The sequence below is a fragment of the Mycobacterium novum genome (assembly GCF_010726505.1).
Taxonomy (GTDB): Bacteria; Actinomycetota; Actinomycetes; order Mycobacteriales; family Mycobacteriaceae; genus Mycobacterium; species Mycobacterium algericum.
In genome coordinates, this window is sequence record NZ_AP022562.1 from 1,311,029 (window position 1) to 1,326,981 (window position 15,953).

Here is a 15,953-nt window from a genome sequence, read left to right on the forward strand (position 1 = left end):
CCTTGCGGTATTGCTCAGCGAAGCCCTCCCAAGCGTCCGGGACCGTCAGCATGCCGACCAGCACAACCGTGAGCGTGGTCTCCTTCGCGGCGATCGGTCCGTCACCGTAGCGAGTCCAGCCGTGTGTGGACTCCCAGCGAATCAGTTGCGGTGCAGCGGTTTCAGCGAACCGCTGGAATCCGTGCCGCCGCCACGTCGCGGTCCACAACGCGGCGGCGGCATCGGAGACGACGAAGCCGGCCGCCGACACCGGATCCTCGCTGCGGAAGTAATAGGTATCGCGGGCGTCGACAATCAGATCGATCAGCTGCGTCAAGGCCGTGATCGCCGGTGTGGGCTCGCCGGCGTGCAGGGCCTCCACGGCGGCAGTGGCCAGCTGCTTGAAGGTGAACCGCCAGCGGGTGCGCTCCTTCGGCGACACCCGGCGATCCCGGCCCAGATACGCCCCGGCGCGGGCGAGCGCCACGAATTCGGTGACCGCGTCGTGCACCGCCTGCGGGTCGAGCGGCTCAGGCTTTATTGCCGGGCGGATGTCGCCGGCCAGTTCAGTTTCGATGCGCCGCCGCACGTCCGCGGTGCCGCGCCAGTACAGGTTCCACAGCGCCTTGCGCAGCGCCGCGTCGTCATGCCCGGACATGGCTGAAAAGAACTGTTCACGGTTCATCCGGTCGACGGCCACATCAACCACTATTTCAGGAGCGGTCAGAAGCCGTCGGCGGCGCGGTCCAGCACGTTGAAGGCCGCATCGAGGCGCCGCCGCCGCGACGCACCGGGTTCGTGGTTGGCTTCGGCGGCAACGGCATTGATCAGGTCGTCCAGCTCCTCGAGACTCGCCACCAGCAGCGCACCGCTGTCTCCGGCACGGAGGGAGAGTTGGTAGCCGTCCGTGCGCTCGTTTCGTAGCGGGAGGCGATCCCGCTCAAGACCGCGTGCTGGGGATCGGTGCCCCGACGATAGGCGCGGTCACGGGAGGTGCGAAGGGAGGCGGAGACGCGGCGGCCGGCGGCACGATGGCCGCGGTTGCCGTCCTGCTCCCACCGGCCTTGCTCGACGCAGAGCACCGTAATGTCGGCGCCCCTCGTGTGGGCCGAGGATGGTCAAGCGGGCGATCATCCGTGTCTGCCAGCCACCTTCGAGCAAATCACCTTCAAGAAGAACGACTGCGTGGTCGAGCTCGCAGGAATCCGCTTGAGTGCTTCGAACTCGGGCTTCCACTCGGTCGAGCCACCGATGCGCACCGTCGACGCAGCCGGTCCGGATCGTCGTTCCACAGCAGGAACTTGAGGTCCTTGCCGTCGAGGTTGACACGGCCGGCGTTGTGAACGGCTACGCCTTTCATCTTGGACCGGGGCTTGCCGGACTCATGCGATTTGTTCGCCGGAACCCCGTGCCCGAGGTTTCCGATCAGGTACGAGCCGATGGGACGGTGTTGAACCAGTTGGGGCGCTGCCAACATTGGTGTACTCCCGACATGTCGGGCCTCCTTGCGGGAGGCGCTCTTGCCCGCGCCGGTCGGCTGGGGCCGCGTCCTCATCCGAGCCACCCACGAGCGTGGGGTTGGCGTGCCGTCCAGTCGGAGCTTGGCGACGGCCTCTCGTGACGCACCGCTAGTATAACGGGCCGCCCCGACACCGCCCCGGAGGCGCGCCGTCAGGTCCGCTCAGATATTCCCTTCAAAAGCCTTGCCGGCCAGTCGGTTCCCGGCGGCGGCATGGCGTGCATAAGCGAACCCTGGACCGGCGCCTCGTCCCGGTACACCACTAAAGCGCCGGGTATCCGATTTCGCGGCACCGCCACATTCAGGGCGCCGTCCGTGGCGGTGTCATCGACGTCGATGTGCAGGTACAGCGACGATCGGCGTTCCCGATGGCAGCGTTCGATCAGCTCGTCGGCCATGATCTGTCCTTCGTCGCGGTAGCGCGGAATGGCATCGACGTCGCGCGGTTGGCCGCTTTGCTCCATGAGGTACAGCGCCACCACCTGCGGACCGACCACGAACAGCCCAGCGGCCGAGAAGACCGCCGGCAGGCCGGTAAGCATGCCATGCAGGTCAGCATCCCCAAGCGCATTGCTGATCACGTAGTGCAACGCGACACCGCGTCGTTCCAACTCCTGAACGACGACGCCGGCGGTCGCAGCCAGGTAGTCGGCGACGCTCTGCCCCCAAAAGAGTTCCTGGAAGCAGGATTTGTAAACGTCGTCGACCGCAACGGCCGCGATCAACATCAAGTCGCGGTCATCGAGGACGCCGGCCAGCAGTCCCACCCGCTGGCTCAGCGCCGCCACGGATTGTTCTCGCTCAACGTCGGAGAGCGCCTCGAGTTTGTCGGCGCCGGCGACGATGGCGCGGCTCGGCGCGTCCCAGAGGTAGGCCAGGGTAGGGAAATCCCAACCGCCAGCACTTGCCGCCGCGGTCCCACTATCGGTCATCGTTCACCCTTCCGGCGGCGCCGCGGACGGGCGCCCACCACTTGCACGCGCGGTGTGCCGGCTCTTGCCCCGGGGGCACCGTCGGTGGCCGCGCGGTTGCCGAGGCATCGGGTCAGGTCCCCGATCAGCCGTCCACTCCTGAGCCGCCTCCACGGTAACGGGAGGCTGTGACATGTCAGGGCGTCGTGCGCACACCCGCGCTGGGCCTTTCATGACCGGTTCGCGCGACTGATCGGTTTCACCAAAGACAGCCACAACGCCTGGGTGAGCACGACCGACAGGCGATGAGGTGGGCGATTCGCCGAATCGTTGATGCCGTCTACTCGGCCTCGCTGTGCCCTGGCGGGCTACCGACGGCGCGCTCTATTGCAGCCTGGTGTCCAAGCAATACAAGGGATCTTGTCCGCCGGACCTCATAACCGCGCCGTTGTCGGCGTGCCCCGCTATCCTGAAGTGGCTTCATGAGTTGCCGTCGCGAAGCTCCGACTGGACGGCACGCCAACCCCACGCTCGTGGGTGGCTCGGATGACGAAGCGGTCCGCACCAACCGGTGTGGATAAGAGCGCCTCCCGAGCGGAGGCTCGGAACTTGGAGATCTCCATGGCCCCTAACGATGCGCCGGAACGTCCGAGTGCAGATGCGCAGTGCGATTCGTACGGGGAGGCATTGTCATGAGTGAGTACACCCTCGACGACCAGTGGCGGTCGTTCCAGACCTTTATCGCGACGTACGTCGCGGGCATGGTGCACCCCAGGGATGTCTTCACCATCTCCCTGAGATCGGCGGTAATGCCTCCGCTCGTGGAGTTCCGGTGCGATCCCGCGGGTCTGGCCCGATTCAGCGTGGGTCCGTTGTCGTGGAGCGACGACGATGGTGCGAGCGTCCCAGTTCCGCGAGAGAAGATCAATCAGGCTGCCGCGCAGACGGTGCAGGTGCTCCGTGAGCACCAAGATGATCCGCGCGAGTTGCGCCTCAGCGGCAGCGGCCCCGCGAGTTCGGTGGCGGTGCTGGCCAGAAGTGGGTTCATGAACGGCGATACAAGCAACCCCGCCCGCAAAGCGGCCTATGCGATGAGGATGTCAGCCGACGTCGATGTAGATGGTGACGTCATCGATGCAGCGGCCCGGACAGTCGGCCAACGCGTCTTCGAAAGAAGCAGAAATGCCTCGTTCGCATCGATCGCCTTCTCAAACGCGTTGGCGGGACTGCGAACTTGGGTCGATCCCTTCAGTTCGACGCCCAAGACCGGATTCCAGGTGGGCGTCCGTTCGCCGCGAGAAGCCGAGGAAACCGACGCGGCTCGCACCGACGGTCAGCAAGAGGCGCCGGCAACGTGACCAACACAGTGATTACCGGCATCGTGATCCCGCTGGCCCCCTGTTCGGGGGGCTACTACGACCCGACGCACGGGACATGCGCACCTGACGAGCCGGTATATCCGGCGCCGTTCTATCACCGGCACGACAACGCGCAGGGAGGATCACGCGGTGGCTGACCTGATTCCAACCGAACATCTGCTGACCCCGTCCAAGATCACCGCCTGGCTGGATTGCGCGCACTATCTGACGCTGCGCAACCAGGTCGACGCCGGAACGCTGCCGGAACCGAAGTCGACCTTCGGGGAGTTCGCGAGACTATTGCTCGACAAGGGGCTACAGCATGAACAGCAGTGTCTGGAGAGGCGCGAGTCCGGGGACATATCTGTTCTCAGGGTTCCCGGTCGGCGCGAGGGCGAGACGTTCGAGGCGTGGGTGGCCCGCACCGGCAACCCGTTCGACGACGGATGGGACATCATCTATCAGATGCCGTTGATCCACGACGGGGTGCGCGGCATCGCCGATTTCCTGGTGCGCACCGCCGACGGCGGGTACGAGCCGGTGGACGCCAAACTTGCTCGCGCCGAAGCCAAGCCCGGCCACGTGTTGCAGCTCTGTTTCTACGCCGACGCGTTGGAAGCACTCACCGGGGTGCGTCCCGAGCACATGCACCTGTGGTTGGGCTCGGGGAAGACCGAGACGCTGCGGGTCAATGATTTCAGCCCCTACTGGCGCCGATTGCGCAAGCAGCTGACCGAGACGCTGGCGGGCGGACCCGAAGCCGGTACTGTTCCGAGGCCTTGCGCGTACTGCGATTTCTGCGAGTTCAGAACGCTCTGCGATCAGCAGTGGCGCGACGAGGGTGCGCTGAGCCTGGTGGCCGGGATTCGCACACCGGATACCGCGGCCTTCGAGGCCGCCGGCATCACCAACATCACCGCGCTGGCACGGGCCCAGACGGCTGTGGCGGGAATGGGTCCACGGCGGCTGCAGCGGTTGACCGAGCAGGCGAAGCTGCAGCTTCAAGCAGCGTTGCTGGCCGAGTACGAGGCACCCCCATTCCGGCTCATCGAGCCCGGCGAAGATCCGGTGTGGGGGCGCGGGTTCGAGGAACTGCCCCGCCCCGACGACGGCGATGTGTTCCTCGACTTCGAGGGCCACCCGTTCTGGCGGGTCGAGACGGGGCTGTTCTTCCTGTTCGGTCTGCTGGAACGCGACAGAGACGGGCAGTGGCACTACCGCAGGTGGTGGGCGCACGATCTCGAGGCGGAAGCCGCGGCAGCAGCCGAGCTGATCGACTACCTCGCGCGGCGGCGGGCGGCCTTCCCCGAGATGCACGTCTACCACTACAACCACACCGAACGATCGTCGCTGGTAACGCTCGCCGAGAAGCACAACGTCGCGCAGCGGGCGTTGGCGGAACTGATCGAGACCGGCTTGTTCGTGGACCTTCTGCTGGTGGCCCGCAACAGTATCCAGGTCGGCACCGAATCCTACGGCCTCAAAGCCCTGGAGCGGCTCACCGACTTTCAACGCAGCCACGACATCGACAAGGGCGCCGGCGCGGTACTGCAATACGAAGAATTCATGAAACACGGCGGCCAAGCCCGATTGGACCGCATCGCCGTCTACAACGAAGACGATGTGCGAGCGACGATGGCGCTACGAGATTGGTTGGTACAGCACCGTCCGGCTGAGTTGGCGTGGCGCGAAAGCGTCCTCGAACCGGACCCCGGGTTGCCGGAACTCGACGTGCACGTAGAGCAGTTGCACGCCTTCCCCGCCGATACTTCCGAGTACCTTCTCGGTGATCTGCTCGGATACTGGCGCCGAGAATGGTTCGCCTACATCGGGCCGAAGATGGCCAAGCTGCAGGGCGACACCACCGCCCTACGGGACGACCCCGAAGCTCTGACAGAACTACAGTACGTCGGCGAGGTCGAGCGGCTGGGCAAGACCGGGAAGCCGATCACCCCGGGGCTGCGCTTCGTCTTCCCCCCGCAATCGCTCCACCGTTTCCCCTACGACGGCGGAAGTGTCATGTTCGTCGACGCCGAAGGCCAACGGTTCTCTTGCGCGATTGAGAACCTCGACCGCAGGAACCACCTTCTCGACCTGCAGTGGGGCACGAAGGTGCGGGAAGCCGGGATTCTGCCGCCCAGTGTGGTGCTCCTGCACGACTGGATCGGTCCGGAACCGAAGCGCGAGGCACTCTCGGGCTTTGCCGCCCAGCTGCTCGACGGTGCCGACACCAACCCGGTGACAATGGCGCTGCTGCGCCGCGAGCTACCGTGCTTCACCGACGGTGCCGGGCCGCTCGGTGGTCTTTTCACCGACGATCTGGCCGACATGAGGCGCTGGGTGACCAAACTCGACAACAGCTTCGTCGCGATCCAGGGCCCTCCGGGCGCGGGAAAGACTTACAGCGCAGCGCGTCTCATTCGCACGTTGATACTGGAGGGACGACGCGTCGGGGTTACCGCGACGACGCACCACGCAGTCGACCACCTGCTGAAGAAGGTGGTGGAGCTGTTCCGCGACAACGGCGATATCGACAAGCTCAACGCGGTGAAGAAGCCGAAGAGCGGTTCGACATGGGTTCCTGACGGCACCACGGCCGGCAGCAAAACCAAGTGCGCCCGGCGCGATGTAAACCTCGTCGCCGGTACGACGTGGCTCTTCGGTTCGAAGGAGATGCGCAACTCCCCCGTCGATGTGTTGTTGATCGATGAAGCCGGCCAAGTGTCGCTGGCCGACGCCCTTGCGGCATCATTGTCGGCGCGCAATGTCGTTCTGCTCGGTGATCCGCTGCAACTGTCGCAGGTCGCCCAGGCCAGCCACCCCAACGACAGCGGGCGCAGCGTACTGGAACACATCCTCGGCGAGGCCGCGATCATGCCCCGCGATCGTGGTGTCTTCTTGTCGAAGACCTACCGCATGCACCCTGACGTGTGCCGGTTCATCTCCGAGGAGATCTATGCCGGCCAACTCGGCCATGATTCGAGCTGCGAGCAGCAGAACACGGTGGCCGGAACCGGACTGCGCTGGCTGCGGGCCGAGCACCGCGGCAACAGCACATCCTCGGAGCAGGAGGCAGAGCTGATCGCGGCCGAGATCGCTCGGCTGGTCGGCACCATCTGGACCGACGAGGACGGCGACGAAAACCCGCTGACAGTCTCAGATTTCATGGTGGTCGCACCCTTCAACCATCAGGTGCGGATGATTCGAGACCGGCTCGATGCCGACGCGTCGACCCGTGGTGTGGCGGTCGGCACCGTCGACAAGTTTCAGGGCGGTGAGGCGGCGGTGGTGTTCTTCTCAATGACCACCTCCACCGGGGAGGACATCTCCCGAGGCGCCGACTTTCTGTTCTCCCGCAACCGGCTCAACGTCGCGATCAGCCGAGCCCGGTGCCTGGCATATCTGGTGTGCACCGAGGAGCTGCTGAACGCCCGCGCACGCAACGTGGAGGACATGCGGTTGATCGCGACGCTGAATGCGGTGGTGGAATACGTCGAAAGGGGTCATGGTGCTGGCGCGAGCACATGAGTGCCGCTGTCATGTGCCAGCTGTGTCTCCTGCAGCAGGCACCGTCCCCGACCGTATCCCGCTGAAGTATGCGTCCCGAACCGCCGCGCACAACACCCGAACCTCTCCCACCGTCGGCGAAAGCTGGTAGGCGTGTTGGTGGCAGAAGCCGCTCAGCTGGTGCCAGGCGTCGATGAGGACTCCGCCGGCCGGCGTGGTGTCGAGCGACTTAAGTACGGCGAGTTTCGCCTTCTGCGTCCCGACCACCGCCTGCCCCCCGCACAGCACCGCGCAGCGGGCGTCGATCAGCTCCTCCACCGCCTGGCGTGCCAGGAATGCCGCGAGGCGCGCGGAGTTGCCCACTGCCGCGCCGTCCGGGGAGTCCAGCAGTGCGTCGGCCCGCGCGAGCAGTAGTTCGCCGGTGGTGGTCAACGGTTCTCCACGATATCGCGCACCGTCTTGCGGAGATCCGCGACGCTGTTGCGGTCGAGCGCGGCGCCCTTGTGGACGCCCGAAGCGCAGATGGCTATCGTCGGGAAGCGGTGTGGCCGATAGGCTTTCCAGCCGGACACATCGCCTGAGGCGTCCCCGGTCAGCGCCAGCGCCACCCGACTCTGGGTCGTCATCGCCTTCTCCCACTCGGCATCGGACTCGTGGTAGGCCACGCCGGCCTTGGCCCGGTCGCTGAAAAACCGCTGGTGCGCGGCGGCCTCGATCGCCATGCGGAACAGGCCGGGTGCCGCCTTCCGCTTGATCAGGTCATCCAGGTCCTCATCGAAGATCACCGCTTCGGCATCAGCGACGTACCGCTCGGCCGGCAGGTCGTTCTCCTTCACCACGACCACCGACTGATGCTCTCGGGTGACGTCGAGCAGCTGGGCGGGCACCGAGCGGGCGCGGATGGCCGCCGGCAGCCGGTCATCGTGGGAGAAAACGATCACCTGACGGGTCTTCGCAAGCTCAATCAACACGTCGAGGAACCCGCTGATCTTGGCTGGGTCCATCGCCTGGATCGGGTCGTCAAGCACGATAAACCGGAACGGGCTGGCCGCGGTGGTCGCTCGCGGGATGAACAACGCCAGCGCGAGTGCGTGCAGTTCGCCCTGGCTCATCACCGACAGGGCTCCGGCCGGTACCCCGTCCACGGTCCCGTCGATGACGGCGCGGCGGCGGGTGGCCGATCCCTCCAGGGTGATGCTGCCCAGGTCGACGTTGCTCTCATGGCGCATCCGGCCCCAGATGTGCTGAGCTTGGCCCACCATCGGGGCCAGGCGCCGGTCCCGCAGCGTTTCGGCATTGGCGCGCAACCATTTCAGCGCCGCCTTCACACGATCGAGGCGGTCATCGTCGTTGCGGGCCGCGGTCTCCAGCTCGACCCACGCCGCGATCGTGCGGGCGATCGGCGCCCAAGCGTCCTCCAGCTCGGCGGCACGCTGGGCGGCCTCGGCCCGCAGCGCGGACGCGGCCTCAGCCACGTCCAACGCCGCCACCTCCAGGTGGGTCGGCAGGTCGGACAAGCTGTCGGGCGCTGACCGCGCACTCGCCAGTGCATCGTTGAAGGCCGACAGCGCGGGCAGGTCGACTCCCTCGATCGGGGGTTGGCTCGTGACGGTTCCAAAGAATCCGTCGGCCGCCGATCGCGCCCGCGCCAACCGCTGCGCCATCGCCTGATATTTGATGGTGCTCGCGTCGGCTTCCTTCAGCCGTTCCTTGGCTGCCGTCCGCCAGGCGGCGTCGATAGTTCCGGTCTCGCAGACCGGGCAGACGCCGTCACCGATGTCGGCGTGCAGATGCAGCGCCTCGCGCAGCAGGGCCGCCCGTGCGGTCATCACCTTCATTGCGGCATCGGCCCCGGCCACATGGTCATCGATCGCAGCCCGCAGCTCGCCTGCCACCTCGGTGGCTTTGACCGGCTCGGGGACGATCAGTGCGGCCAGTGACCGCAGCTGTGCGATGGTGGCCGCCTGCGCGGTGTTGGTGCCCAGCGTCGTCGCCGTGATCGCCTCGAGGTCGTAGGGCGTGCGCGCGGTCAGTTTCTTGACCTGCGCCGCACGGGGGTCCGACGAGCTGTCCAGGGTCTTGCGCAGTTGGGTCCGTGCCTCGTTGGCGGCCTTGCGTGGCCCGCTTAGCTGTTTCTCGGCGTCCTTGAGCCGGTTGTCGGCGTCGGCGATCAGGTCCAGTCCGAGGAGGCGGTTGAGGGAGTCGTAGAGCGCCGACGGTGAGTCCTCCAGACGGCCGCCGAGCTCGTCGTAGGACATGAGCGGACGGTGGGTCTCGAGCGCCTGGTCCCAGCCGAGCGCGGTGACCGGCTCACGCTTTTGCCCTTTGATCTGCGACCACCGGCGGGCACCGTGCAGCTCTGCCCCCGTCGCCCAGTCGACGCCGACGGTGGCGGTGGTTCCGCCGCGCGCATCGTCGGGTTCCATGGCGAAGTCGATGGCGATCGCCGCCGGCTCGCCCATATGCAGGTTCCGCCAGGAGGTTTCCCAGTGCTGCCCCTTCTTGTTGTCCCACCGGTAGCTCGAACCCGTCAGGGCATACTCCAGAGCCTCGGCGAAGCTGGATTTCCCGGATCCGTTGCGGCCACTGATCACCGTGATCCCGTAGTACGGGTTGAGTTCCAGCGTTGCGCGCGGGCCGATCCCGCGGAATCCCGACACCGTGATCGAACGCAGAAACGCCCGCAACGGCGCTGGCGTATCTGTCGTCGTGGTGTCGGGGCGCTGGGGTACCGGGGCCTGGCCGCCCAGCTGCTCGGTGAGGTCGTCGTCACCGTGCAGTGCCGCGGCGACCAGGTAGGCGGTCTCTTCGCTCACCGTCTCGTCGGCGTCGAGCAGTTCCCAGACCTCCGCCTCGACCGAACCGCCGAGCTCCGCGCCGTCCACTGTCATGTCCTTTCCCCGAAGTAACCCGCAGCTTCGCATACGAGACCGACGGACGGCGGCCGCGCGGGTGTCTTGCCATCGTCCATCGCGCGAGGCTGTCGGCGCCGCTCGGCATAATGCTGGCCAACCGCCGCGAGACGGCCGCCCGACCCGAAAGTGAACAATGCCCTCCCCGGAGTCCCCGTTCTTCGACATCCCCCGCGCCGAGTGGATTGCCTCGAACCGGTCCGCCTTCGCGGTGTGGGACGCCTTCCCCGTCAATCCAGCCCACGCACTGGTGGTGTCGCGCCGCCAGATCAGCGACTGGTGGGCGGCCACCCCGGAAGAACGCACCGATCTGATGGCCTTGGTTGACGACGTGCGTGCCCACATCGCGCAGCGCCACGAACCGGACGGCTTCAACGTGGGCTTCAACTCCGGGACGGCCGCCGGCCAAACCGTAGACCACCTGCACCTCCACGTCATCCCGCGCTACACCGGCGACATCGCGGACCCGCGCGGCGGCGTGCGCAACGTGATCCCTTCTCGCGGCAACTACTTGGCCGACCCAGCCGAGAGTCTCGAAGAGCCCGGGCTGACATCGAAGACACCACTGTTGGTCGACGGCCAGGTGCGGTTGCTACTGCCTGAGTTGGTGCAGCACCTACGCGACGTCGATTACGACCACGTCGACATCGTCGTCAGCTTCATCAAGATGTCCGGACTGAATCTGATCATCGGGGCGCTTCAGGACGCCCTGGAGCGCGCCGCAACCGTGCGGATTCTCACCACTGATTACCTATCGCTGACCGAGCTCGCCGCACTCGCCCGGCTGCACGACCTGATGGACGATCATCCCGACGAGCTGGACGTCCGGGTCTTTCACGATCCGGTTGTCAGTTTTCACCCGAAGGCGTATCTGTTCTATTCGTCGCACGGGCGGGCCGAGGCCGCCTTCGTGGGCAGCAGCAACCTGAGCCGGTCGGGCCTCGACGGTGGCATCGAATGGAACCTGCTGGTAGGGGCCACAGCTGAGCTGCGAGAAAGGTTCCAGGCGCTGTGGCGCGATGAGCGCAGCCGGCCGCTGACCGACGAACTGATCGCGGCGTACCAACCGGCGCCGGCATACGTTCCGCAAGCGGTCGAGGTCGGCGACACCCCCGAGGCGCCACCGGAGCCTCGCCCGATCCAGCAAGAGGCGCTGCGCGCGTTAGCACAAACCCGCGCCGACGGGTTCCGCGCCGGAATGGTGACGATGGCAACGGGGCTCGGGAAGACCTGGTTGGCGGCGTTCGACGCGGCACGCCCCGAGGTGGGACGGGTGCTGTTTGTTGCGCACCGCGAGGAGATTCTGAAGCAGAGCCGTGACGTGTTCCGCCGAGTGGTCCCGCAGGCCTCCTTGGGCCTGTATTACGGCGACGAGAAGCAGCCCGACGCCGAGGTGGTGTTCGCCTCGGTGCAGACGCTGTCACGAAACCTCGACGCCTTCACGCCCGACGCCTTCGACTACATCGTGGTCGACGAGTTTCATCACGCCGCGGCCGTCACCTACCGCAACGTACTCAATCACTTCACCCCAAACTTCCTGCTGGGGTTGACGGCGACACCGGATCGGATGGACGGCGCCGACCTGCTGGCGCTCTGCGCCGACAACCTGGCTTTCTCCTGCGATCTCGTGGAAGGCATCCAACGCGACGAGTTGGTGCCGTTTCACTACTGGGGTGTACCGGATCCGGTCGACTTCACGCCGATCCCATGGCGCAACGGCAAGTTCGACCCGGCAGCCCTGGAAGCCGCCGTCGAAACCCGGGAGCGTGCCCAGTCGGCGTTCGATGAGTGGCGATCTCGGCGGGGTGCTCGAACATTGGCGTTCTGCGTCACCAAGCACCACGCGGACTTCATGAGCGAGTTCTTCGCCGCGCGCGGGATTCGTTGCGTCTCGGTGCACAGCGGGCCGACCAGCGCGCCGCGGCATGCGTCGATCGAGGCGTTGCGCGCCGGCGAGCTGGAGGTGATCTTCACCGTCGACATCTTCAACGAGGGCCTCGACGTACCGGATATCGACACCGTGCTGATGCTGCGGCCCACCGAGTCACCGGTGGTCTTCCTGCAGCAGCTGGGCCGCGGCCTGCGAACCTTGGACGGCAAGGATGCGCTGGCGGTGATCGACTTCATCGGCAACCACCGATCGTTCCTACTGAAACCGCGCACGCTGTTAAGCCTGGGTCGCCGAGAGGCACCGACGACACTGCAGGTTCTGCAAGCCTTGGAGGCGGGCGAATTCGGCCTTCCCGATGACTGTTCGGTCGACTACGACCTGACGGTGGTGGAGATGCTGCGCCAGCTGTCGCGCATCACCGCCCACGATGCGATCGAAGAATACTGCCGGTCCTTCCTGGCGGAGGAAGGGCTGCGTCCCACTGCTGCGCAGGCATTTCGGGCCGGCCACGATCCCGCGATCGTGACCGCCAAGCACGGCAGTTGGTTCGCCTTCCTGCGCACCGCCAATCTGCTCGGTGAGCGCGAGGAGGACGTCGTCGACGCCCACGGCGACACGCTGCGCGGCTTCCAAACCGAGAGCATCACCAAGAGCTACAAGCTGGTAGCGCTCCGCGCGCTACTACACGACGGTGCGCTGCGCACCGGCGACGCGATCGAGCGCAACGCGCAGACATCGCGTGGGCTGCTGCTAGCTGATCCGCGCCTTGCTCGCGAAGTGCCGGCCAAGGAGTTCCCGGACCTGGCTGGCGCGCCGGCGGAGAAGTGGACGGGCTACTGGCGCAAATGGCCGATCACCCACCTGGCCGGTAGCGGATCGGGCGTTGCTCGGCCAAACGCGTTGTTCCGCTTGGAAGCCGACCGGATCGTGCCGACATTCATGGTCGACGAGGGCCTCGGGGAGATTTTCGACTCCCTGGTTGCCGAGATCATCGAGTACCGGCTGGCCAGTTACCTTCTCAGTAAGGACGCGTCGACGTCTCGCTCCTGGACCTGCCGGCTGGCCTATGCGAACGGGCATCCGGTCATTCGGCTGGACCGCCGGCAGCATCCGGATCTGCCGTCGGGGCACGCTTCGTTCATCGCCGACGGCATCGAGTACGACGCCTCGTTCGCCAAGGGCACGATTGCCCTGGCCACCCGGGACGGCTTGGCGGGGAACGCGCTGCCGGGGTTGTTGCGGGGCTGGTTCGGTCCGTCGGCGGGCCATCCGGGAACCTCGCACGCCGTCGAGTTCACACAAACCAGCGGCGTGCTCCAGCTGCGGCCGCTCCTTGCACCGGAGGAAAGCTGCGGCGCTCCACATGTCAGGAGATTGGACGACTATGGTGACTCCCGTGGCGCGTAAGAGCGAAACCAGCGATGTCCTTGAGCGAAAAATTCTGCCGCCGGACCCGGGTTTGGTCAAAGGCCTGGGCGCGCATCACAGTTTGCCGACCGCCGTAGCGGATCTTGTGGACAACAGCGTCGACGCGAAAGCTACTCGGGTTCTCATCGTTTTCGAAGTGGAGAATGGCGCGGCCGCCGGCCTAACGGTCATCGATGACGGTAGTGGCATGACCGGAAGACAGATCGACGATGCCATGCGCTTGGGACGTCAGCGAAAGTATGCCGAGAACGCGCAGGGACATTTTGGAATCGGGCTGAAGGCCGCCGCATTCAGTCAAGGCGAAACGCTCACCGTCTACACCAGACGTGGGCGCGGCTCATACCATGGGCGCCGCCTACACAAGAAGGATGTACAACGCGATTACAGCTGCGAAGTGCTTAACCCCGTAGCTGTCGAACGCGACGTACGGCCATGGTTCAAGCAGCTCGGCACCAGCTGCGGGACAGTAATCCGTCTGGCTGATACCCGTTTCCCTCAAATCACGGGAGCGCGACTCGACTCATGGCTGAACGAAGTTAGGGCTGAACTAAGGATGCACCTGGGACTCGTCTATCACCGTCTCATCGCCAAGCATCAGGTTCGGATCGAGATAGTCTTGTTCGATCACGACCTCGCCGAAGCCGGCGCACCGGAAGATGTTCCATCGATCGACCCGTTCGACTTCGGGGCCTCGGCTGTCGGCGGCTACCCCAAAACGTTGACCGCGATACTTCCCAAGGGCGAAGTCGAACTCAATTGCCATATAGTCCCGCCAAAAGCGAGCGGGCCCGAGTACCGCTTGTACGGCAAAGATGGTGCTCAACGCCAGGGTTTCTATATTTACCGCAACGATCGCCTGCTCCAAATCGGCGGCTGGAACCACGTAACCTCAATTGACAAATCGCTGGCACTGGCACGGGTCGCCATCGATGATTTCCAGGCGATCGCATCCTTCGTCCAGATGGCACCGGAGAAGACCGGTATACGGTTCACCTCGGATCTTCAAAGTGCGCTCACGGCCGCACGTTCGCGTTCAGTGACATTCGATTCCTATCTCGCGCGCGCCGCAGAGGTGCTCGTAGAGTCGCGACGTCGTAGGCATGTACGAAAGCCTGTGGTCGAGCCAGGCCGGGGATTGCACGAGGAGGTCCGCCGCGCAATTCACTCTCAAGCCCCGGTCCGGAAGAGCGCAGATCCCATCAAAATCCGGTGGCGGACATTGCGCTCAGGGCGATTCATGGAGCTTGATCGCAACGCTCGAACGGTGAGCCTTAATGGCCGGTATCGGGCCCTTTTTACAGGCGGCGTAAACGGGTTGAGCGACGCCCCCCTAGTGAAAACCTTGGTTTACCTCTTAACTGAAGAGCGTTTTGCCGGTGAACGTTGGGGTCCGCGGGATAAAGACCTTATCGAGCTCTGGAACGCCGTACTTGATGCTGCAATCCAGACCGAACTCGCCTATCGAGCCACCAGGACGCAATGATGTCGGCCGATCCGAAACGCCACCTTTCGCGCTCTGCGCTGGATGAATATCTCTACAACCCTTCGCCAGCTGTCGTAACAATCCCCGGCGTGCCTAACTGTCGCTTAGTCGTTGACCCGGAACGTCGACGAATTGCGCTACAAAGCCCCTACGACGGCCTGCCAGTGCCAGCTCTCGACTTGGAATACGCGGAGCTCAAAGCGGTCAGTACCGGCGGGACACAGTGGTACGAACTGAGCATCCAATATGCCCGACACCCGCACGAGTCCTACTTGTTCCTGAGCGATATCGCAGACCTCATCCAACAAGAAGGCTGCTCGTTCGAGGAAGCAACCATGTCTGCGGTGGCGACCTTCGAACAGATACTCGCGCACAGTCGCAGCCTGAGTCGCGAGAGGCAGATCGGTCTCTTCGGCGAGCTGATCTTTCTACTCAGCTGCATTCAAGCAACTACAGCGGGCGAATCGATCGCAGCGTGGAAAGGCTATGCCCCTCATGAGCATGACTTCGTCTTTCCCACTGGTGCGTTCGAGGTTAAAACGACTACAACTGAGACTCGCCGACACCGAATAAGCAGCCTAGACCAGCTGAGTCCTCTGCCTGACTCGCCACTTTGGCTTGTTTCCATACAGCTGACGTCCGCGTCACCTGCCACGGGCAGAACGCTGGCCCAGGTGGTCGAAGAAGCGCGCCGACTTGCTGACGACGACCCCGAGCTCGACAAATCCCTTGCTCGCGCGGGCTGGCGAGATCGAGACAGCGCAACCTACCGGACGCCATATCGACTGCGATCGACACCAGTCGCCTACGCGATCCGCGGCGACTTCCCGGCACTGACCCGGCCGGCTATTGCTCGTGGCTGTCGCAACCCCGAACTCATCGTCGACGCAAGCTACATCGTGGACGTCACAGGCCTGACAGCCAACGAGCCGCCATCACCAGCAAATCTATTCACTAGGGGATAA

10 protein-coding genes, 1 pseudogene and 2 riboswitches are annotated in these 15,953 nt (G+C 65.1%); of the genes and pseudogenes, 5 read left to right on the forward strand and 6 right to left on the reverse strand.

Features of this window, described 5'->3' with window-relative positions:
- Window positions 1-208: 208 nt before the first annotated feature.
- The 4 genes and pseudogenes from G6N19_RS21680 to G6N19_RS06030 all read right to left on the reverse strand — a co-directional run.
- A pseudogene (locus tag G6N19_RS21680) lies at window positions 209-691 on the reverse strand (hypothetical protein); the annotation flags it as partial.
- A gap of 11 nt (window positions 692-702) precedes the next feature.
- The gene (locus tag G6N19_RS21540; RefSeq protein WP_013827563.1) at window positions 703-837 is read right to left on the reverse strand and encodes a hypothetical protein; all 135 of its coding nucleotides are present in this window, start codon (window positions 835-837) and stop codon (window positions 703-705) included.
- Window positions 807-1,061, reverse strand: a complete 255-nt coding sequence (locus tag G6N19_RS21770; RefSeq protein WP_408632465.1) for an ARPP-1 family domain-containing protein — start codon at window positions 1,059-1,061, stop codon at window positions 807-809. The genes G6N19_RS21540 and G6N19_RS21770 overlap by 31 nt, the downstream gene beginning before the upstream one ends.
- Window positions 1,062-1,490: 429 nt before the next feature.
- Window positions 1,491-1,602, reverse strand: a riboswitch (SAM riboswitch).
- A 48-nt stretch (window positions 1,603-1,650) separates the two neighbouring features.
- Entirely contained in the window at window positions 1,651-2,430 is a 780-nt protein-coding gene (locus tag G6N19_RS06030; protein ID WP_193465974.1) for a hypothetical protein, read from the reverse strand.
- 457 nt (window positions 2,431-2,887) lie between these two features.
- A riboswitch (SAM riboswitch) is annotated at window positions 2,888-2,999 on the forward strand.
- 102 nt (window positions 3,000-3,101) lie between these two features.
- Between G6N19_RS06030 and G6N19_RS06035 the strand changes: the two genes are divergently transcribed.
- Both G6N19_RS06035 and G6N19_RS06040 read left to right on the forward strand, forming a co-directional pair.
- Complete coding sequence (locus tag G6N19_RS06035; RefSeq protein WP_193465975.1) at window positions 3,102-3,767, forward strand: hypothetical protein; 666 nt, start codon at window positions 3,102-3,104, stop codon at window positions 3,765-3,767.
- Between the two features lie 150 nt (window positions 3,768-3,917).
- Entirely contained in the window at window positions 3,918-7,295 is a 3,378-nt protein-coding gene (locus tag G6N19_RS06040; protein ID WP_232062534.1) for a TM0106 family RecB-like putative nuclease, read from the forward strand.
- 9 nt (window positions 7,296-7,304) lie between these two features.
- Here the strand turns inward: G6N19_RS06040 and G6N19_RS06045 are convergent, their stop codons facing one another.
- The gene (locus G6N19_RS06045; protein WP_232062535.1) at window positions 7,305-7,706 is read right to left on the reverse strand and encodes a hypothetical protein; all 402 of its coding nucleotides are present in this window, start codon (window positions 7,704-7,706) and stop codon (window positions 7,305-7,307) included.
- Window positions 7,703-10,165: an AAA family ATPase gene (locus G6N19_RS06050; RefSeq protein ID WP_232062536.1), complete on the reverse strand. Its 2,463-nt coding sequence runs from the start codon at window positions 10,163-10,165 to the stop codon at window positions 7,703-7,705. Before G6N19_RS06050 ends, G6N19_RS06045 begins: the two co-directional genes overlap by 4 nt.
- A gap of 157 nt (window positions 10,166-10,322) precedes the next feature.
- On the opposite strand from G6N19_RS06050, the gene G6N19_RS06055 reads away from it, so the two are divergent.
- From G6N19_RS06055 to G6N19_RS06065, 3 genes are read left to right on the forward strand one after another with little or no spacing between them, the layout of a single operon-like run.
- Window positions 10,323-13,484, forward strand: a complete 3,162-nt coding sequence (locus G6N19_RS06055) for a DEAD/DEAH box helicase family protein (RefSeq protein ID WP_232062537.1) — start codon at window positions 10,323-10,325, stop codon at window positions 13,482-13,484.
- Window positions 13,474-14,988, forward strand: a complete 1,515-nt coding sequence (locus tag G6N19_RS06060) for an ATP-binding protein (RefSeq protein ID WP_193465976.1) — start codon at window positions 13,474-13,476, stop codon at window positions 14,986-14,988. The genes G6N19_RS06055 and G6N19_RS06060 overlap by 11 nt, the downstream gene beginning before the upstream one ends.
- Window positions 14,985-15,953: a PD-(D/E)XK motif protein gene (locus G6N19_RS06065; protein WP_193465977.1), complete on the forward strand. Its 969-nt coding sequence runs from the start codon at window positions 14,985-14,987 to the stop codon at window positions 15,951-15,953. The genes G6N19_RS06060 and G6N19_RS06065 overlap by 4 nt, the downstream gene beginning before the upstream one ends.

Coding starts and splice junctions, on each gene's coding strand:
- G6N19_RS06035 (WP_193465975.1), top strand. CDS start 3,102: ATGAGTGAGTACACCCTCGACGACCAGTGGCGGTCGTTCCAGACCTTT.
- G6N19_RS06065 (WP_193465977.1), top strand. CDS start 14,985: ATGATGTCGGCCGATCCGAAACGCCACCTTTCGCGCTCTGCGCTGGAT.
- G6N19_RS06030 (WP_193465974.1), bottom strand. CDS start 2,430: ATGACCGATAGTGGGACCGCGGCGGCAAGTGCTGGCGGTTGGGATTTC.
- G6N19_RS06050 (WP_232062536.1), bottom strand. CDS start 10,165: ATGACAGTGGACGGCGCGGAGCTCGGCGGTTCGGTCGAGGCGGAGGTC.
- G6N19_RS06055 (WP_232062537.1), top strand. CDS start 10,323: ATGCCCTCCCCGGAGTCCCCGTTCTTCGACATCCCCCGCGCCGAGTGG.